The organism is Stakelama flava, assembly GCF_019351405.1.
GTDB lineage: Bacteria > Pseudomonadota > Alphaproteobacteria > Sphingomonadales > Sphingomonadaceae > Sphingomonas > Sphingomonas flava_A.
The window spans coordinates 158,294-174,794 of record NZ_JAHWZX010000005.1 but is presented as its reverse complement, the minus strand read 5'-3'; the positions used below and the strand labels follow the sequence as shown (position 1 = coordinate 174,794).

The 16,501-nt window shown below is 62.1% G+C and carries 22 protein-coding genes; 7 read left to right on the top strand and 15 right to left on the bottom strand.

The annotated features are described in order from the left end of the window. Positions 1–5: 5 nt before the first annotated feature. Positions 6–2,222, top strand: a complete 2,217-nt coding sequence (locus KY084_RS07585) for a transglycosylase domain-containing protein (protein ID WP_219237845.1) — start codon at positions 6–8, stop codon at positions 2,220–2,222. On the opposite strand, the gene KY084_RS07580 is transcribed toward KY084_RS07585, so the two are convergent. The 3 genes from KY084_RS07580 to KY084_RS07570 are packed head-to-tail and all read right to left on the bottom strand — an operon-like array spanning position 2,183 to position 3,893. Next, positions 2,183–2,869, bottom strand: coding sequence for a M48 family metallopeptidase (locus KY084_RS07580; RefSeq protein ID WP_343227973.1), 687 nt, complete (start codon positions 2,867–2,869; stop codon positions 2,183–2,185). The two genes, KY084_RS07585 and KY084_RS07580, sit on opposite strands and share 40 nt — an antisense overlap. Then, the gene (locus KY084_RS07575; protein ID WP_219237844.1) at positions 2,866–3,309 is read right to left on the bottom strand and encodes a YcgN family cysteine cluster protein; all 444 of its coding nucleotides are present in this window, start codon (positions 3,307–3,309) and stop codon (positions 2,866–2,868) included. Before KY084_RS07575 ends, KY084_RS07580 begins: the two co-directional genes overlap by 4 nt. After that, entirely contained in the window at positions 3,297–3,893 is a 597-nt protein-coding gene (locus KY084_RS07570; RefSeq protein WP_219237843.1) for an SCO family protein, read from the bottom strand. Before KY084_RS07570 ends, KY084_RS07575 begins: the two co-directional genes overlap by 13 nt. 75 nt (positions 3,894–3,968) lie before the next feature. On the opposite strand from KY084_RS07570, the gene KY084_RS07565 reads away from it, so the two are divergent. Continuing rightward, positions 3,969–4,592 carry an ankyrin repeat domain-containing protein gene (locus KY084_RS07565; RefSeq protein ID WP_219237842.1) on the top strand — a complete coding sequence of 208 codons (624 nt, stop codon included), beginning with the start codon at positions 3,969–3,971 and terminating at the stop codon, positions 4,590–4,592. Positions 4,593–4,599: 7 nt separating this feature from the next. On the opposite strand, the gene KY084_RS07560 is transcribed toward KY084_RS07565, so the two are convergent. The 11 genes from KY084_RS07560 to KY084_RS07510 form a co-directional block, all read right to left on the bottom strand. Further along, positions 4,600–5,091 (bottom strand): MmcB family DNA repair protein, encoded by a 492-nt coding sequence (locus KY084_RS07560; RefSeq protein ID WP_246586973.1) that lies wholly within the window; start codon positions 5,089–5,091, stop codon positions 4,600–4,602. Positions 5,092–5,141: 50 nt separating this feature from the next. Further along, a complete protein-coding gene (locus tag KY084_RS07555) occupies positions 5,142–5,816 on the bottom strand; it encodes a cell wall hydrolase (RefSeq protein WP_219237841.1) in 675 nt (224 codons plus the stop codon). A 162-nt stretch (positions 5,817–5,978) separates the two neighbouring features. Then, a complete protein-coding gene (locus KY084_RS07550) occupies positions 5,979–6,320 on the bottom strand; it encodes a DUF1491 family protein (RefSeq protein ID WP_219237840.1) in 342 nt (113 codons plus the stop codon). Beyond that, entirely contained in the window at positions 6,320–6,808 is a 489-nt protein-coding gene (locus KY084_RS07545) for a PaaI family thioesterase (protein ID WP_219237916.1), read from the bottom strand. Before KY084_RS07545 ends, KY084_RS07550 begins: the two co-directional genes overlap by 1 nt. Next, positions 6,768–7,235, bottom strand: a complete 468-nt coding sequence (locus KY084_RS07540; RefSeq protein ID WP_219237839.1) for a PTS sugar transporter subunit IIA — start codon at positions 7,233–7,235, stop codon at positions 6,768–6,770. The genes KY084_RS07545 and KY084_RS07540 overlap by 41 nt, the downstream gene beginning before the upstream one ends. A 57-nt stretch (positions 7,236–7,292) precedes the next feature. Continuing rightward, the gene (gene hpf / locus KY084_RS07535) at positions 7,293–7,874 is read right to left on the bottom strand and encodes a ribosome hibernation-promoting factor, HPF/YfiA family (protein WP_219237838.1); all 582 of its coding nucleotides are present in this window, start codon (positions 7,872–7,874) and stop codon (positions 7,293–7,295) included. Positions 7,875–7,930: 56 nt separating this feature from the next. Then, positions 7,931–8,614: a DNA polymerase III subunit epsilon gene (gene dnaQ / locus KY084_RS07530; RefSeq protein WP_219237837.1), complete on the bottom strand. Its 684-nt coding sequence runs from the start codon at positions 8,612–8,614 to the stop codon at positions 7,931–7,933. A 7-nt stretch (positions 8,615–8,621) separates the two neighbouring features. Further along, entirely contained in the window at positions 8,622–9,212 is a 591-nt protein-coding gene (gene coaE, locus KY084_RS07525; RefSeq protein WP_219237836.1) for a dephospho-CoA kinase, read from the bottom strand. Beyond that, positions 9,209–10,033 (bottom strand): shikimate dehydrogenase family protein, encoded by an 825-nt coding sequence (locus KY084_RS07520; protein ID WP_219237835.1) that lies wholly within the window; start codon positions 10,031–10,033, stop codon positions 9,209–9,211. The genes coaE and KY084_RS07520 overlap by 4 nt, the downstream gene beginning before the upstream one ends. Next, the gene (locus tag KY084_RS07515; RefSeq protein ID WP_219237834.1) at positions 10,030–10,629 is read right to left on the bottom strand and encodes a Maf family protein; all 600 of its coding nucleotides are present in this window, start codon (positions 10,627–10,629) and stop codon (positions 10,030–10,032) included. Before KY084_RS07515 ends, KY084_RS07520 begins: the two co-directional genes overlap by 4 nt. Then, positions 10,626–11,447, bottom strand: coding sequence for a pyruvate, water dikinase regulatory protein (locus KY084_RS07510; RefSeq protein ID WP_219237833.1), 822 nt, complete (start codon positions 11,445–11,447; stop codon positions 10,626–10,628). Before KY084_RS07510 ends, KY084_RS07515 begins: the two co-directional genes overlap by 4 nt. Before the next feature lie 292 nt (positions 11,448–11,739). On the opposite strand from KY084_RS07510, the gene hemE reads away from it, so the two are divergent. The 4 genes from hemE to KY084_RS07490 all read left to right on the top strand — a co-directional run bounded on the left by hemE (position 11,740) and on the right by KY084_RS07490 (position 15,379). Next, the gene (gene hemE, locus KY084_RS07505; RefSeq protein WP_219237832.1) at positions 11,740–12,786 is read left to right on the top strand and encodes a uroporphyrinogen decarboxylase; all 1,047 of its coding nucleotides are present in this window, start codon (positions 11,740–11,742) and stop codon (positions 12,784–12,786) included. Further along, positions 12,783–13,238 carry a CopD family protein gene (locus tag KY084_RS07500; RefSeq protein ID WP_219237831.1) on the top strand — a complete coding sequence of 152 codons (456 nt, stop codon included), beginning with the start codon at positions 12,783–12,785 and terminating at the stop codon, positions 13,236–13,238. The genes hemE and KY084_RS07500 overlap by 4 nt, the downstream gene beginning before the upstream one ends. A gap of 164 nt (positions 13,239–13,402) precedes the next feature. Continuing rightward, positions 13,403–14,659 carry a transcription termination factor Rho gene (rho, locus tag KY084_RS07495; protein ID WP_219237830.1) on the top strand — a complete coding sequence of 419 codons (1,257 nt, stop codon included), beginning with the start codon at positions 13,403–13,405 and terminating at the stop codon, positions 14,657–14,659. 24 nt (positions 14,660–14,683) lie between these two features. Further along, positions 14,684–15,379, top strand: a complete 696-nt coding sequence (locus KY084_RS07490; protein WP_219237915.1) for a YjbE family putative metal transport protein — start codon at positions 14,684–14,686, stop codon at positions 15,377–15,379. A 46-nt stretch (positions 15,380–15,425) separates the two neighbouring features. On the opposite strand, the gene KY084_RS07485 is transcribed toward KY084_RS07490, so the two are convergent. Further along, on the bottom strand, positions 15,426–16,124 hold the full coding sequence (locus tag KY084_RS07485; protein WP_219237829.1) for a dienelactone hydrolase family protein: 699 nt from the start codon (positions 16,122–16,124) through the stop codon (positions 15,426–15,428). A 136-nt stretch (positions 16,125–16,260) separates the two neighbouring features. On the opposite strand from KY084_RS07485, the gene KY084_RS07480 reads away from it, so the two are divergent. Continuing rightward, complete coding sequence (locus tag KY084_RS07480; RefSeq protein WP_219237828.1) at positions 16,261–16,500, top strand: DUF6489 family protein; 240 nt, start codon at positions 16,261–16,263, stop codon at positions 16,498–16,500. The last annotated feature ends 1 nt before the right edge of the window (position 16,501 follow it).

Sequence of the window (16,501 nt, the reverse complement as noted above, 5' to 3'; positions counted from 1 at the left end):
TCGCGATGGCAAAGTCTTCCCGTACAAAATCCGGCTTCCGTTTCCGGCGCTTCTTTTTCTGGACGCTTGGCATCGGCGCGACCCTGGCGATCGTGGCGCTCATCGCGCTTGGCATCGCGGTCTATACGACCAAGGCGTCGCTGCCGAGTTATCAGGCGCTCAAATCCTCGCCCAACGGGCAGATGATCCGCGTGCATGCCGCCGACGGCACGGTGATGATGTCGCTCGGCCCCAGCTATGGCGAATGGATTGCCTATGACGACATTCCGCCCGTCATGCGCAAGGCGATGGTGTCGATCGAGGACAAGCGCTTTTATTCGCATATCGGCGTCGATCCGATCGGCGCGTTGCGCGCGGCGAAATTCGCGATCGATCATCGCGGCACCGGCCGCCGGATGCAGGGCGCGTCGACCATCACGCAACAGGTGGCGCGCACCATCTTCCTGTCGAACCGCTACACGCTGGGGCGCAAGCTGCGCGAGGCCATCCTCGCGCTGGCGCTCGAACGTAAATTCACCAAGGATCAGATCCTCGAACTATATCTGAACAAGGTGTATTTCGGTGGCGGCGCTTATGGCATCGACGCGGCCTCGCGCCGCTTCTTCGGCCATTCGGCAACCAACCTAAGCCTTGGTGAAGCGGCGATCATCGCCGGGTTGGTAAAGGCACCGTCGCATTATTCGCCGACCGCCGATGCGGAGGCGGCGGTCGGCCGCGCCGGGGTGGTGCTGGACGTGATGGTCGAAAACGGCGCGATCACGCCGGGCGAGGCGGCGTCCGCCGATCCGGAGGACATCAAGCTCGCGCAGGAGCCGAACCAGAACAGCGTGCGCTATTTCACCGACTGGGCTCTGCCCCAGCTTGAAATGCTGATCGACGAGACGCAGGCACCGCTTGAGGTGTGGACGACGCTCGACCTGTCGATGCAGAAAGCGGCTGAAAAGGCGGTTCGCGCCGAAGCGCCAAAAGGGGTTCAGGGCGCGCTGGTCGCGCTTGATCGCGATGGCGCGGTGCGCGCGCTGGTCGGCGGAAAAGACTATGTCTCGTCGAACTATAACCGCGCGACTCAGGCGGTGCGCCAGCCGGGATCGGCATGGAAGCTGTTCGTATACCTCGCCGCGATGGAGGCGGGATACAAACCGGACGACATGGTGATCGACGAACCGGTCGATATCCGCGGATGGAGCCCGCGCAACAGCAATGGCCGGTTCGCCGGCAATATCAGCATCCGAACCGCCTTCGCCTATTCTATCAACACCATCGCGGCGAAGCTGGGCCAGGATGTTGGATTCAACACCGTCGCCGACATGGCGCGCCGATTCGGGATCAGCACGGATATCGACACCCATCCCGCAATGGTGCTGGGCACGTCCGAGGTGCACCTGATCGACATGACGCAGGCATTTGCATCGGTCGCCAATCGGGGCGTGGCCGTCGATCCGTTCGGCATCACCCGCGTCACCGCCAACGGGCGAGTCATTTATCAGCATGAGGTCGATACCTCCCGCGTTCTCGTCGCGCCCTACATCGCCGCCGAAATGACCGACCTTCTTCAGACTGCGGTCAATACCGGGACGGGCCGCAGCGCCCAGATCGGCCGCCCGGTCGCGGGTAAGACCGGCACCACCCAGTCGAACAAGGACGGCTGGTTCCTGGGCTTTTCCAGCGGACTGACGACCGGGGTGTGGATGGGCAAGGACGATGCCGATCCGGTGTCCGGGCTGTATGGCGGCACTGCCCCTGCCCGCGCCTTTGCCGATTTCATGCGCAAAGCCGTTGCCGATCGACCGGTCGAGCAATTCGATACCAAGGTGACGCTGCCCGACTGGCAGGTCGAACCCGATGAGGAAAGCTATTACAGCGGCCCCGACAATGGCCTGTTCGAAGATGGCGATGTCCCGCCGGAGCCCGAACCGCGCTTCCCCGGCGACGGCTATGGTCCGCAACCCGTGCCGGGCGAAGCTTTCCCGCAGCAACCGACTCAACCGCCCCAGCCGGTGCCGCAGCAGCGCCAGCAACCGCCCGAGCGGCTCGACGAACGCTGGATAGACCGGGTGCTGGGCCGCGATCAGCCGGCGGGCAATGGGCCGACCCAGCAACCGCGCCCATCTGACCCAAATCAGGTTCAGCGCCTGCCGCGCCGCACACCAACGCCGCAACGCGACGGATCAGCGACGCAACGTCAGCCCGCGCCGTCGGACACCGACCTGCCGAACCAGTGAAGCCCCGCCCCGTTGGCGCGTAGCCAGCGGCGTGCCTCGCCCGGATCATCTCCCAGCAATTCGCGTTCGAGCGCATGAAAATCAGGGCCATGATTCATGTGGCGTCGATGGGCGACTTCATGCGCCACCGTCGAGCGCAGAACGAAGCGCGGCGCGAGGATCAATCGCCAGCTATAGCGGATCGCGCCGCTGCTCGAACAGCTTCCCCACCGGCTGCGCGGATCGCCGATCGACACGCGTTCGACATGGATCCCGTTGGCGTTCGCCAGCACGTGCGTTTCCGCTTCCAGTATTCGCTTCGCCTCAGCGCGCAGCCAGCGCTCTACCCTGCCGGAAAAACCTTCGCGCGGGCCGCCGCAAGCGAGCGTTTCGCCGACGCGTTGAACCCTGCGCGGCGCGGTTTCGTCCCATAGCAGCAAAAACTGCTCGCCATGAACCGGCACCCGCTCGCCCGGATCGAATGGACGCGCACGCGGCAATTCGGCCCGCCGCGCCGCAACCCATTCATGGTGCTCCTGCGCCCAACGAAGCGCCGCACGTTCCGAAGCGCGCCGGGGAATGGTGAGCCGAACCCGCCCGCTTGCCGGATCGACCGACAGCCGCATACGTCGTGCGCGCGGATGGCGCACGACCTCGATATCGCTCACAATTCGCGGTCCACCATATGGTGTTCGATATCGCCGACCAGATCTTCGCTGACCGTCCATCCGCGCGTCGATTCACCCGCGCGATGTACCGCCTCCCGGTCGCCGCACACCAGATAGTGCCAGTCAGGCAGGGGCTTTCCTTCGCCGCGCAACCGATAGGCGCAGGTCCGCGGGAGCCAGGAGATCGCCTCCATCCGCGCCGGCGACAATTGCACGCAGTCGGGAACATGCGCGCGGCGGTGACGATAATCGCCGCACCGCCCCGCATGCGTATCGAGCAACCGGCATGCGACATTGGTGGCCGCCACCGCGCCCGTATCCTCATCCTGCAATTTGTGCAGGCAGCACTTGCCGCATCCGTCGCACAATGCCTCCCACTGCGCGCGGCCGAGCTTTTCCAGCGGAATATCTTCCCAGAATCGTGTCGTCACGTTACCCATTTGCGTAATGTATCCGCCACCGCCTGCGGCGATTCATCCGCCGGCACCAAGGCAATCGGATCACCCCCCGGCCCCATCAGATAGGCGGCGCGGCTGTGATTGATAAGATAGCCATCGGCGCCGTCGGGCTGAACCTTTTTATAGAAGACGGCATATTCCTTCGCCACCTTCGCGATTTGCGCGGGGTCGCCGGTAAGTCCGATAATGCCGGTGCCGAATGCCGAAACAAACTTTCCCACCACCGCGGGCGTATCGCGTTCGGGATCGACCGAGACGAAGATCGGCACGACCCGCTTTGCCAGATCGGGGTCGGATTGGCGCAGGCGCGCCATCCCAGCACCGATATTCTGCATGTCAACCGGGCAGACATCGGGACAATAGGTATAGCCGAAATACATGATGCGGTATTTGCCGGCGAAATCGCGTTCGGTGACTCGCTCTCCCTTTTGATTGATCAGGCTGAACGGACCGCCGATCGACGATCCGGCAAGCGGGGATTTGGTGGGTTGCGGCGCACCGCACGCCGCCAGCGCAAACGCGGTCGGCAACGTAACGGACATCAGGGCGAAATGTCGGCGATTCATGGTAACGCCAGCAATGATCTGATAGAACGGGTTGTTCAACCGGCATAAGACCGACCTTGGGGTTTGCACGACGACATGTTCGCACGAAATTCGGCTATTTTCGCAGCTTCGCTGGCGCTGATCGCGGCGCCGCACGCTTCGGCCCAGAATTTTTCGGAAGGCTATAAATTCCTGAAGGCGGTCCGTGATTCGGACGGCAACACGGTGACGTCGATCGTCAATCAGCCGGGCCAGCGGATCATCAACACGACCGATCCGAAGAGCGGGGACACCGCGCTCCACATCGTCACCCGGCGCGGCGATTCGACCTATCTGCAATTTTTGCTCGCCAAGGGCGCTGATCCCGACATCCGCAACGATAGCGGCGACAGCCCGGCTTTGATCGCGGTGCAGACAGGTTTCGTGCGCGGGCTGGAGCTGCTGTCGAGCGCAAACGCCAATTTCAACCTGGCCGACCGGTCGGGGCAGACGCCACTGATCATGGCGGTGCAGATGAAGACCGTGCCGGTGCCGATCCGGTTGAAGATGATCGACATCCTTTTGAAGGGCGGGGCCGATCCCGATCAGACCGACAATATCGCGGGGATGTCCGCACGCGATTACGCGAAGCGCGAAACCCGCTCGCCTGCGCTGCTCGACGCGATCGAGAAGGGGCCTGATCGGGGCGATGCGGGCGCGATGTACGGCCCGCAACCCTAAACCCGCTTCAGCTTCCGCTTTCGGCGTCGGGATCGTGTATGTGGATCAGCCGCCGCGCGGCACGCCGGGCAAAAGCCAGCGTCACCTTCTTGCGGCGCGCCGCCGGTAACGGCTGCGCCGTCGCTTCGCGCAAAACCGCGGCGTCATAGCGATCGGCAATCATGACGCCGGCTCGTTCGGGAAGGAATTGCGCTTCATCAAGCGGACTGGCGTCAAACCCGCGCGGGACCGCCCAATAGAACCGATCGCAATGGTTCAGATATTCGCGCCATTTGGCATCGCCCAGCAGATCGGCGCGCGAAACCTTTATTTCGACGATAATGATCGCGCCGCGCGAATCGATCGCCATCAGGTCTGCCCGTCGCCCGTCGGACAGCGCGACTTCGCCGATCGCGGTGAAATCGTGCCGCAGCAACAGCCGACACACACCGCGCGCCACGCCGGCCGCATCCATGGCGGGCGTGGACGAAACGGGGGCAAGGGCGGAACGTGAAGCCATCCCGCCCTTGTTAGAACATCCGGCGAACAAAAGGAAGTCGGAAGCCCGTGTCAGCGATAGAAGACGTGGTTGCCGACAGCGCCGACCTTGGCAAGGCGCCAGCTGGGCGACACATAGCGAGCGTGGAAGAACAGCGCATCGGGGACCGGGCTGTCCCACAGATCGGCGCTGGCAATCTTCGCCACCGCCACCGCCGTGCGCCATGCCCGGCTGTTCACGCGCGGCTTAGGCAAACGGCCGCCGCGGACGAACGAGAACTGGCTGCGCTGGGTCAGCACCGAACAAACCGAATCGGGGAAGCGTTGGGACTGCGCGCGGTTGAGGATGACATCCGCCACCGCAAGCTGCCCGGCGAGCGATTCACCCTTCGATTCGAAATACACGCCCGTGGCGAGGCAGCGCAGCTCCTTGTCGAGGTTCGAAGGAACCGACTGGGCAGCCACTGCGTCGCTAAGGCTGGCGAAATCCGCATCGCCATCATCGTCGCCACCGACAGCCGCATCGGCGGGCTGTTCATCGGGGGTGAGCGCGATCGGGACGATCGGCGGGGGAGGGGTGGGAACCTTTGCCTCGTTCCGTGCATTAATTGCCGAAAGCGAGGTCTGGTCGATCACGTTTACCGAACCCGGAAGCTCCAGTGCAAAGCCCGGAGCGGAAAAACCTGCCGTGGTTGCAGCACAAATAGTCACCACCGCGGTAATCGCGGTACGCAGCGAAAACTTCATTGCTGATCGTTTCAATGCGGTGGGTGCGCGAGACCGGCGAGCGTCTGGTCAAATAAAACCGGCCCGGGCTTCCCCCCGACTACGTTGCCAAAGGGATCGCACCCCTGTCAGCTCAACGCGCCTCAACAGTGGGGGGCCTATTCGTCTTGCGGCGCAGCAAAGTCAACCATGGATAAGTACACTAGCGGCCAAGCGTTCCGCTTCTGCGATATCCAACTCGATTACCCATAGATCGCGATCACGTTCGCGGCGACGCTGCCAATATGCGGCTGCCTCGACCTCATCCTGCACATTCTTGGGTCCCGTCGCGACCAGCGCCGAGCCGCCGTCGAGCGTCGGCATTCGTTCGAAAAAGCGCGGATTCCCGCCCCGTTCGAGCGTGAGGACGAGAATCGATCCGCTCATCGGTTCGCCGCGCGCCAATACCATTGCACTCCCGCCTTCGCCTTGGACCCGGCGCAGCAACGCGCCGACCAGAAAATCGGTGGTGGGTCGCTGTGCCATTATGGGATCGCGTAGCCATCAAGTGTTGAGAGCGCGATTCGCGAGCGCATGAAAGTGCCTGTTCCTCGCGCAGCTTCCTCTCCATTCGAATCGATCAGCCGCGAATCGGCGACGAGAACCCGGCGTTGCCCGCTGATCCAGCGTCCTTCGGCAACCACCGGACCCGCAGGCAAGGGCCGTGTGAGCAACAGGTTGAACGCGGTCGTCAGCAAAAACCGGTCGGTGATCAGGCTGTTCGCCGCGTAAAAGGCAGCATCGTCGAGCATCTTGAAATAGCTTGTGCCGTGCGCTGCGCCGGCGGCGTGGAAATGGCGTTCCTGAACCGTAAAATGGATTCGCGCATGGCCGCTTTCCACGATTTCGAGGCGCGACTCGAACAGTTGGTTGATCGGCGCTGCGGCGTATAGCGATTCCAGCGCCCGAAAATGCGCCTCCTCGCCGCTAATATCAGGCGGCGTCACGCGTCTCCAGCCCGGCGAGCATGGCATACAGCGCATCGTCAGACCCGGCACCGCGCAGCTTTTCAGCAAATTCGCGATCGCGCAGCAGCCGCGATATACGCGCCAGCGCTTTCAGATGGTCGGCGCCCGCATCGGGTGGGGATAACAGGAAAAAAACCAGATCGACCGGCATGTCATCGACCGCGTCGAAATCGATCGGGTCGGCAAGATGAAATACCGCGCCGACGATGTGATCCAGCCCTTCGGGGCGGGCATGCGGTATCGCAACGCCCGCTCCGAATCCAGTCGAAATCAGTTTTTCCCGCTCTACGATGAGATCGACGGTCCGGCGCGAATCGAGTCCCCATTGGCGGTGCGCCATCTGTCCGAATTGCTGAAACAGCGCTTTGCGGTTGGGGGCCGAGACGCGCGAATGCACTGTCTCAAGGGCAAGCAGGTCACTGAGATCGTTCATGTCATTCCGTCCGCGCGCGATACGCATGCGCGCCTGAATCATATTTCTCCTGACGGATTATCCCCGGTCGGGCTCCACCCAGCCGATCGAACCGTCGTGGCGCCGATACACCATATTATAGGCGCCTGTCCCGCTGTTCCTGAACATCAGCGCATCGGTATTTCGCAAATCGAGCATCATTACCGCATCCGAAACGGAGGCATCGGGAATGTCGGTTCGGGTTTCGGCGATGATCAGCGGCGCGTCGGCCGACGCTTCCTCTTCCTCGACCGCGCGTTCGAATACCCGGTAATCGGCATTTTCGAAACCGCGACTTTCGACATCGGCAATGATTTCATTGGCGTGACGATCTTTCAGACGGCGCATATAGCGGCGAAGCTGCTTTTCGATCTTGTCGGCCGCGCCGTCGAACGCGCTGTGCGCGTCCATGCTCTGATTATGGCCTTTCAGCACAAGGTCTTTCATCACATGCGACACGATATCGCAGGTGAAACTTTCGTGCGGCCCCTTGCCGAACGTCACTTGGGCCGAAATAGCGCGCGAGAAATATTTTTCCGCGATGGCCTGAAGCCGGTCTTCGACATGCTGCTTCAGCGCCGCACCCGTGTCGATCTGATGACCTGAAACCCGGATTTCCATCGCATTCTCCTGAATAATCTACCGTATAAGCGACCTAGGGACGCCGCCGCGCCGGATCAATCCGCCCCGGCCCAAAGCGCATCCCCAATCTTAGCGATGAACGCGCGATGGCGGTCGAGTTCCGCATCGGTGGCGGAAAATTCCCGATGCGGCCGGTCGGCACACGGCGCGACCAGAGGCGCTGCCGCCGGTTCAACTACGCTTTCAACCGCCAGACCAAGGCCGATCTGGCGACCGCCTGTCAGTTCGACATAGACCTGGGCCAGAAGCTGCGCGTCGAGCAACGCACCGTGCAGCACCCGGCGGCTGCGATCGACGCCGAAACGCACGCACAGCGCATCAAGCGTATGCTTCGCCCCCGGAATCTTGCTACGCGCCATCACCAGCGTATCGATCATCCGGTCCATCGCGATTGCCGGTCGCGAACACAGACCCAGTTCGCCGTTCAGGAAGCCGAAATCGAAACCGGCATTATGCGCGACCAGCGGGCTGTCGGCGATGAAATCGAGCAGGTCCTGCACCTTGTGCCCGAACAGCGGCTTGTCGGAGAGGAAGGCGTCGCCCAGCCCGTGCACCGCTTCCGCCTCCGCCGCCATCGCGCGTTGCGGGTTGAAATAACAGTGGAAGGTCCGCCCCGTTTCCACCCGGTTGAACAATTCGACACAGCCGATCTCGACCAGCCGGTCGCCTCCCGAAAAGCTCAGCCCCGTGGTTTCGGTATCGAAGACGATTTCGCGCATGGCGCGACTATCGCGCTCCCGCCGCAGAGAGGCAAGCGATCAGACGCCGCACCTGACCCTGTGTGGCGTCAAGGCTGGTTCCGGTGTCGATCACGAAATCGGCGCGCGCGCGTTTCTCCGCATCGGGCATCTGGCGCGCCATAATCGCTTCGAACCGCGCTTCGTTCATGTCGGGGCGGGCGAGTACGCGTTCGCGCTGCACCTCGGCGGGAGCGGACACGACCGCAACCTTGTCGACATAGCTGCCACCGGTTTCGAAGAGCAGCGGCACGTCGAACAGCAGCAGCGTGGCATCGGCATGGCGGTTCGCAAATGCCTCACGCGCACGGGCGATCGCGGGATGGATGATCGCCTCCAGTCGCTTCATGGCGTCGTCATCGCCGAACACCGCATTTCCCAGCGCCGCGCGATCGACGCCCATCGCGCCGGTGGTTCCGGGAAATTCGCGCTCGATCGCCGCCACCGCCGCGCCGCCGGGCGCCTGCAACGCGTGGACCTGCGCATCGGCATCGAACACCGGCACGCCCTGCTGAGCGAACATTGCCGCGACGGTCGATTTCCCCATGCCGATCGAGCCGGTGAGCCCGAGGCGGATCATGCGGTCAGCGCCGCCCGCAATTCGTCGTCGCGATCGCGCGGGGGTTCTGCGCCGAAGAACAGTTCAAAGGCGAGGGCCGCCTGGCCGATCAGCATCTCCAGCCCGTCGATCGTGTCGAGGTCGCGCTCGCGCGCCTGAGCGAGGAGCGCGGTTTCGAGCGGCGCATAGACGATGTCGTACACGGTGGCGTCGTCCGGCAAAGGCGACAGGTCGATGTCGAGCGCCGGCTGCCCACGCATGCCAAGCGAGCTGGCATTGACCAGCAGGTCGGCGGGCGGCAGCGGCGAACCCAGCGGTACCACATCGCCCTTCAGCCCGAATTTGGCGATCAGCCCCATCGCCTTTAGCGGGCTGCGGTTCATCACCGTCACGCGCGCGGTCCCCGCCTTGCCCAGCGCATACAGCGCGGCGCGCGCAGCGCCGCCAGCGCCGATCACCACGACATGACTTTCTTCAAACGGAAACCCCGCAAGCGGCGAATAGAAACCGGCAATATCGGTATTGGTCGCGGCAAGATCGCCATTTTCATCGCGAAATACCGTGTTTGCGGCGCCCAGATCGTCGCGAAGCCCGCCCTTGTCCGCGACATGATCGAGGATCGCGAGCTTGTGCGGCAGGGTGACATTGCAGCCGCGCCATTCGGGCATGTCGCGCTGACGTGCAATATATTCGCCCAAATCGGCCGGCGTGACATGCACGGCATCATAGTCGCCGATCATCTCCAGCGCCTCCAGCCAGAAGCGATGGATCAGCGGCGATTTGCTATGCGTAATCGGATCACCGATCACATGCGCGACCGGTGCGTCGGTGTTCGTCGTCATGCCGTCATAATCCCCCTAATGCGCAGATAATCGAGGATCGCCAGCAACGGCATGCCGAGAATCGTGAAATAATCCCCATCGATCCGCGCGAACAACTGCACCCCGCGCGCTTCAAGCCGATAGCAACCGACACAGCCCGAAATGGCGGGCCATTCGGCATCGAGATATTCATCGATAAAGGCTGGCGAGAGCGGGCGCATGAACATCTTCGCGCGCGATACCTGACGCCATACCGGGCGGCCACCCTCGGCAATGACCGCCGCACTGATCAGGTCGTGCCGCCGTCCGGAAAGCATTTCGAGGTGCGCGCGCGCCTGATCCCGGCTTTCGGGCTTGTCGAGCCGGGTGCCATCGTCGAGCACCGCGAGCGAATCACAGCCCAGAACGAGCGCATCGCCATCGATGCGCGACGCGGCGCGCACCGCCTTCATCCCGGCCAGCGCATCGGCGACGTCGCGCGCCTTCATGTCGAGATCGGCGAACCCCGCCTTCACGCTTTCCTCGTCCAGCCCGCTCGCCACGGCTTCGTGGGGGACGCCGGCAGCGTCGAGCATGGCGCGACGCGACGCGCTTTGCGAGGCAAGCACCAGCTTCATTGCTTGCCGCCCGCCAGATCGCGTTCGTTCAGCAGCTTGATGATCGCCGCCGCGGTTTCCTCGATCGATCGGCGGGTGACGTCGATTACTGGCCATTCGCGGTCGGCAAACATGCGTCGGGCATAAGCGATTTCGCGTTTCACCGCGTCCTGGTCGACATAATCGGTCTCGCGCCCTTCGTTCAGGTCGATCAGGCGGTTGCGGCGCACCTGGATCAGGCGGTCCGGACTGGTGGTCAGCCCGACGATCGTCGGATGTTTCAGGTCGAAAAGATGTTTTGGCGGCGGCGATTCGGGAACGATCGGCAGGTTCGCGGTCTTGAACCCGCGATTGGCGAGGTAGATCGACGTCGGCGTTTTCGACGTGCGCGATACGCCGACCAACAGGATGTCGGCTTCCTCCCAGTCTTCATCGGCGATGCCGTCGTCATGCGCGATGGTGAATTGTATGGCGTCGACCCGCGCGAAATAGGCGGCGTCGAGCATATGCTGGCGTCCCGGCCGAGCCTTCGCCTCTTGCCCTAAAAGGTTCGAAAGCGCCCCCGTCACCGCATCAAGCGGCGCGATCGTGGGAAGCCCAAGCGCCCGGCAGCGTGATTCAAGCGTCCGGCGGATGTCGGGATTGACCAGCGTGAACAGCACCAGCCCCGGATTTTGCGAAATTTCCTGCAATATCCGGTCGAGATGCGCCTCGCTTCGCACCATCGGCCAGAAATGGCGCAGCGTTTCGACATCGTCATATTGCGCCAGCGCAGCGTTGGCGATGTTCTCCAGCGTCTCACCGGTGGAGTCCGATAAAAGGTGCAGATGCAACCGCATGGGAGCGTTCAGGATAAGCCTGTGGAAAACATGCGGGCAATCGCTAGCGCAACTTGGCCGCGGGGCCAAGCGGTGGATAAGCATCGGTTTTGTCCACAGTCATCCACAATCCGTTGAACCACGGACAAAGTTATCCACAGATTGTGGATAATGCGAATAACCGATTCGAATCCGGCGCGATAAACGGCTCCGCACTGGTCAAGCTGTTGGCAATATGGGTAGCGAAGCGTAATCCCCGTCGCCAACACTCCAACATCCCGCAACATCCTCTTTCTAGAATCTTTATTAGTATATGGAGGCACGCCTGACCGATATTTCGAAGCCGTTGCTCGAAACGCTGAACGGGCGCAGGCAGGCAGTGCCACCGCTCTGGCTCATGCGTCAGGCCGGCCGCTACCTTCCCGAATATCGGGAGCTTCGGGCAACCAAGGGCGGGTTTCTCGAACTGGTGAACGATCCACGCGCGGCAGCGGAAGTGACGGTGCAGCCGCTGCGGCGTTTCGGCTTTGACGGCGCGATTCTGTTTTCCGACATTCTGGTCATTCCCCAGGCACTGGGCCAGAAATTGTGGTTCGTGACAGGGGAGGGACCGCGGCTTGCCCCCGTTATGGAGAATGCCGGAATGATCGATCGCCTTGATTATGACCCGGCCGTGCTTGCCCCGGTGATCGAGACGGTTCGTACAGTCGCCGCGATGCTTGACGACGACACGACCTTTCTCGGCTTTGCGGGAAGCCCGTGGACGGTAGCCACCTATATGATCGCCGGGCAGGGGAGCCGGGAACAGGCCGCTGCGCGATTGCTCGCCTATAGCGATACAGGTGCGATGCAGGCGCTGATCGAACGGATCGAGACGGCGACGCTCGATTATTGTTCGCGTCAGATCGCGGCGGGGGTCGAAGCGGTACAACTGTTCGACAGCTGGGCGGGCAGCCTGTCGCCCGCACAGTTCGAATCCTGGGTCATCGCGCCCAATGCGCGGATCATCGCCGCGCTTCGCGACAGGCATCCCGGCGTGCCACTGATCGGCTTTCCCAAGGGAGCGGGGGGCAGGCTTGCCGCCTATGCGCGCGAAACGGGTGCGGATGCGATCGGGCTGGACGAAACCGTCGATCCGCATTGGGCGGATGGCGTGCTTCCCGACGGGCTGCCGGTACAGGGCAATCTCGATCCGCTGGCGCTGGTCGCGGGGGGAGCGGTGCTTCGCGGTGCGGTGAAGCGGATTTTCGCGGCGTTTCCCGAACGGCCGCATGTGTTCAACCTCGGCCACGGCATCCGGCAGGAAACGCCGATCGCGCATGTTGACGCACTGGTCGAACAGGTAAGGGGAGTGGCATGACGGGCTGGCTGGGCAGTGCCTATCTTTGGGTGAAGGCGGCGCATATCGTCTTCGTCATCTTCTGGATGGCGGGCCTGTTTCTCTATCCACGCTACCTGATCCATCATCAGCAGGGCCTGGACGATCCTGCCGAACCGCCGCGCTGGGAACAGCGTGAGGCGCTGATGCGGCGAATGATCCTTACCCCTTCGCTTATCGTGACGTGGCTGCTGGGGCTGGCGCTGGCGGCGAATATCGGGTTGTTCGATGGCGGCGGGGGGCTTGGCTGGCTGCATGCGAAGCTGGCGCTGGTGCTGCTGCTGTCGGGCTATCACGGATGGATGGTCGGTTATTCCAGGCGGCTTGCGCGCGGGGTCGCCCGCCTCAGCCTGAAACGACTGCGCCTGCTCAACGAGGTGCCGGCGGTCTTTGTCGTGCTCATCGTCATTCTGGCGGTGGTGAAGCCTTTTTAGGCGGTATAGCCGACTGCCGCAGCTTGACTTGCTAGCGCGCGCAACCTAGCTTTGCGGCTAAAGGCCGTGCACGTCCCTGCACGTATCCTTCTTCCTTCCTACAGTGTCGGCACGCGTTCTCCGCGCCATTCCCTTCAGCCGATTTCCCACCCGGACGATACGAAATGCATCTCAAAGACCTTAAAAAGAAGACCCCCGCCGAACTCGTTGAAATGGCCGAAGCGCTCGGTGTCGAGGGCGCATCGACCCTTCGCAAGCAGGACCTGATGTTCGCCATCCTGAAGGTGCAGGCCGAACAGGGTGAGCAGATCATGGGGCTGGGCACGATCGAGGTGCTGTCCGACGGCTTCGGCTTCCTTCGCTCGCCAGAGGCCAATTATCTCGCCGGTCCCGACGACATTTATGTCTCACCCAACCAGGTCCGCAAATTCGGGCTGCGCACCGGCGATACGGTGGAAGGCGAAATCCGCGGGCCAAAGGATGGCGAACGCTATTTCGCGCTGACAAAGCTGACCGCGGTCAATTTCGACGATCCGGACGCGGTGCGCCATCGGGTAAACTTCGACAATCTGACGCCGCTATACCCTGAAAAGAAGCTGACGCTCGATCCGCAGGATCCGACGGTCAAGGACAAGTCGGCGCGCGTCATCGACATCGTCTCGCCGCAGGGCAAAGGGCAGCGTTCGCTGATCGTCGCGCCGCCGCGCGTGGGTAAGACGGTGCTGCTTCAGAATATTGCAAAGGCGATCACCGACAACCATCCGGAGGTCTTCCTGATCGTGCTGCTGATCGACGAGCGGCCCGAGGAAGTCACTGACATGCAGCGTTCGGTGAACGGCGAAGTCATCAGTTCGACCTTCGACGAACCGGCGCAGCGTCACGTACAAGTCGCTGAAATGGTTATAGAAAAGGCAAAGCGGCTGGTCGAGCACAAGCATGACGTCGTCATCCTGCTCGATTCGATCACCCGGCTGGGGCGCGCCTACAACACGGTTGTACCCAGTTCGGGCAAGGTGCTGACCGGCGGTGTCGACGCCAATGCGCTGCAGCGGCCGAAACGCTTTTTCGGCGCCGCCCGCAATATCGAAGAGGGCGGATCGCTGTCGATCATCGCCACGGCGCTGATCGATACCGGCAGCCGCATGGACGAGGTGATTTTCGAAGAGTTCAAGGGCACAGGCAACTCCGAAATCGTTCTCGACCGCAAGGTCGCCGACAAGCGCATCTTCCCCGCGCTTGACGTCGGCAAGTCGGGTACGCGCAAGGAAGAGCTGCTGGTCGATAAGGGCACGCTGTCGAAAATGTGGGTGCTTCGCCGCATCCTGATGCAGATGGGCACCATCGACGCGATGGAATTCCTGCTCGACAAGATGAAGAATTCGAAGACGAACGAAGATTTCTTTGATTCAATGAACCAGTAGCAACTGGTAATCGCCTTCCCGATGATGATTGAACTGGCAGCAAGCGTGACGAGTGGCGGCCTCGGGTCGCCGGGTGATGTCTGGCATCATATCGTCAACGATTTTTCGAACATCACGCAGCCGGCGCAGCTCGCCGCCTTTTTACAGGTGTTGATGATCGACGTGTTGCTGGCGGGCGACAATGCCATCGTCGTCGGTTCGCTGGCTGCCGGACTACCATCGGATCAACGGCGCAAGGTGATTGCCATCGGCATTGGCGCCGCACTGGTGCTGCGCATCATCTTCGCGCTGCTGATGACCTATTTGATGGGCGTCATCGGACTGGTGCTTGCCGGCGGCTTGCTGCTCCTGTGGGTAGCGTGGAAGATGTGGCGCGAAATCCGAGAGGGTGGGGAAGCCGGGGCTGAGGGCCAGGCGGCGGTATCCACGCGGAGCTTCGCGGCCGCTGCCTGGTCAGTGGCGCTGGCGGATGTGTCGATGAGCCTCGACAATGTGCTGGCCGTTGCCGGTGCGGCGCGCGAACATCCCGGCATCCTGATGATCGGACTGATCCTGTCGGTCGCGCTGATGGGGATCGCGGCGAATGTCATTGCAAAAGTGATCGATCGCTATCGCTGGATCGCTTATATCGGCCTTGCCGTAATCGTTTATGTCGCGGGGCGAATGATCTATGAAGGCATCGTCGCTCACGATGTCGGCATCCTTCAGCTTTTTTCGTAAAAAGACGGGTCGGTTCAAGCGGCCCGTCTTTCCTTTTCCTGTGCGTTCAGCCCAGATGCTTAGCGAAAAATTCCGCCGTGCGTTTGTCCGCCAGATCGGCTGATTTTTCCGATCGCCGTGATCCGACCTCGGTCGCGAAGCCGTGATCTTCGCCCGGATAGTCGTGCAGTACGACTTTCGGGTGACCGTCCAGCCCATCGTGCATTTTCGCCTGCGTTTCCTTGTCCACAAACCCATCGTCGCCCGCGATGTGGAGCATGAGCGGGTTTGCGATGTTGTCTTTTTCGTTAAGCAAGTCGGGGATACCGACCGCATAATAGCCCACTGTCGTATCTGAATCGGTGCGCGCCGCGGTCATATAGGCAAGCCGCCCGCCCAGACAGTATCCCACCGCGCCGACCTTGCCGCCATTGACCAGCTGTCGCGCTTTTTTGATCGTCGCTTCGATGTCGCGAACGCCAGAGTCTTGGTCGAACTTGCCCATCAGGTCGAACGCCCGTTGCATTTCCGGCTCGACATCGGGATCAAGTTCGATACCGGGTTCCAACCGCCAAAAAATGTCCGGCGCGATCGCCAGATACCCTGCTTCGGCCAAGCGATCGCACTTGCGCCGGATGCCCGCATTGACGCCGAAAATTTCCTGAATCACGACAATCGCTGCGCGCGGGTCGTCCTTCGGTTCGGCGCAATAGGCATCGAACTGCCCATCGCCATCGAGCGTCGATATCGTAAGCGTTTTCGTCATGGTTGCTCCTCGTCATTGTCGCGCAAATCTCCTCCGGCAACGAGCAGGCATTGCGATTATGTCCGTCGCGCGCGCATAGAGGGTAATGTGCACCACTGCCGGTACGGTGCTTATCTGAATGCGGGAGAGGTTATTCATGAAAATCAATGTCGAGATCGAGTGCACTCCCGAAGAAGCGCGCCGCGCCGCCGGCCTTCCCGACTTCACCCCGGTTCACGACCGCTATATCGAAATGCTGATCGAAACGATGGAAAAGGGCGCGTCTCCCGAAATGCTGGAAACCATGATGCGCGGTTGGGCACCGATGGGGGAGGCGGGCATGCGGATGTGGCAGGACCTGTTCCGCAATATGACCGGCGCCAAGCGCGGCGAATAGC

Bases quoted from the DNA above. Each gene is read 5' to 3' on its own strand.
- KY084_RS07555 (WP_219237841.1), bottom strand. From the start codon at position 5,816: ATGAAGTTTTCGCTGCGTACCGCGATTACCGCGGTGGTGACTATTTGT.
- KY084_RS07570 (WP_219237843.1), bottom strand. From the start codon at position 3,893: ATGAATCGCCGACATTTCGCCCTGATGTCCGTTACGTTGCCGACCGCG.
- KY084_RS07500 (WP_219237831.1), top strand. From the start codon at position 12,783: ATGACGGGCTGGCTGGGCAGTGCCTATCTTTGGGTGAAGGCGGCGCAT.
- KY084_RS07510 (WP_219237833.1), bottom strand. From the start codon at position 11,447: ATGCGGTTGCATCTGCACCTTTTATCGGACTCCACCGGTGAGACGCTG.
- coaE (WP_219237836.1), bottom strand. From the start codon at position 9,212: ATGATCCGCCTCGGGCTCACCGGCTCGATCGGCATGGGGAAATCGACC.
- KY084_RS07485 (WP_219237829.1), bottom strand. From the start codon at position 16,124: ATGACGAAAACGCTTACGATATCGACGCTCGATGGCGATGGGCAGTTC.
- KY084_RS07490 (WP_219237915.1), top strand. From the start codon at position 14,684: ATGATTGAACTGGCAGCAAGCGTGACGAGTGGCGGCCTCGGGTCGCCG.
- KY084_RS07585 (WP_219237845.1), top strand. From the start codon at position 6: ATGGCAAAGTCTTCCCGTACAAAATCCGGCTTCCGTTTCCGGCGCTTC.
- rho (WP_219237830.1), top strand. From the start codon at position 13,403: ATGCATCTCAAAGACCTTAAAAAGAAGACCCCCGCCGAACTCGTTGAA.
- KY084_RS07515 (WP_219237834.1), bottom strand. From the start codon at position 10,629: ATGAAGCTGGTGCTTGCCTCGCAAAGCGCGTCGCGTCGCGCCATGCTC.
- KY084_RS07540 (WP_219237839.1), bottom strand. From the start codon at position 7,235: ATGAACGATCTCAGTGACCTGCTTGCCCTTGAGACAGTGCATTCGCGC.
- dnaQ (WP_219237837.1), bottom strand. From the start codon at position 8,614: ATGCGCGAAATCGTCTTCGATACCGAAACCACGGGGCTGAGCTTTTCG.
- KY084_RS07565 (WP_219237842.1), top strand. From the start codon at position 3,969: ATGTTCGCACGAAATTCGGCTATTTTCGCAGCTTCGCTGGCGCTGATC.
- hemE (WP_219237832.1), top strand. From the start codon at position 11,740: ATGGAGGCACGCCTGACCGATATTTCGAAGCCGTTGCTCGAAACGCTG.
- KY084_RS07545 (WP_219237916.1), bottom strand. From the start codon at position 6,808: ATGCCATGCTCGCCGGGCTGGAGACGCGTGACGCCGCCTGATATTAGC.
- KY084_RS07520 (WP_219237835.1), bottom strand. From the start codon at position 10,033: ATGACGACGAACACCGACGCACCGGTCGCGCATGTGATCGGTGATCCG.
- KY084_RS07560 (WP_246586973.1), bottom strand. From the start codon at position 5,091: ATGGCTTCACGTTCCGCCCTTGCCCCCGTTTCGTCCACGCCCGCCATG.
- KY084_RS07575 (WP_219237844.1), bottom strand. From the start codon at position 3,309: ATGGGTAACGTGACGACACGATTCTGGGAAGATATTCCGCTGGAAAAG.
- hpf (WP_219237838.1), bottom strand. From the start codon at position 7,874: ATGGAAATCCGGGTTTCAGGTCATCAGATCGACACGGGTGCGGCGCTG.
- KY084_RS07480 (WP_219237828.1), top strand. From the start codon at position 16,261: ATGAAAATCAATGTCGAGATCGAGTGCACTCCCGAAGAAGCGCGCCGC.
- KY084_RS07550 (WP_219237840.1), bottom strand. From the start codon at position 6,320: ATGGCACAGCGACCCACCACCGATTTTCTGGTCGGCGCGTTGCTGCGC.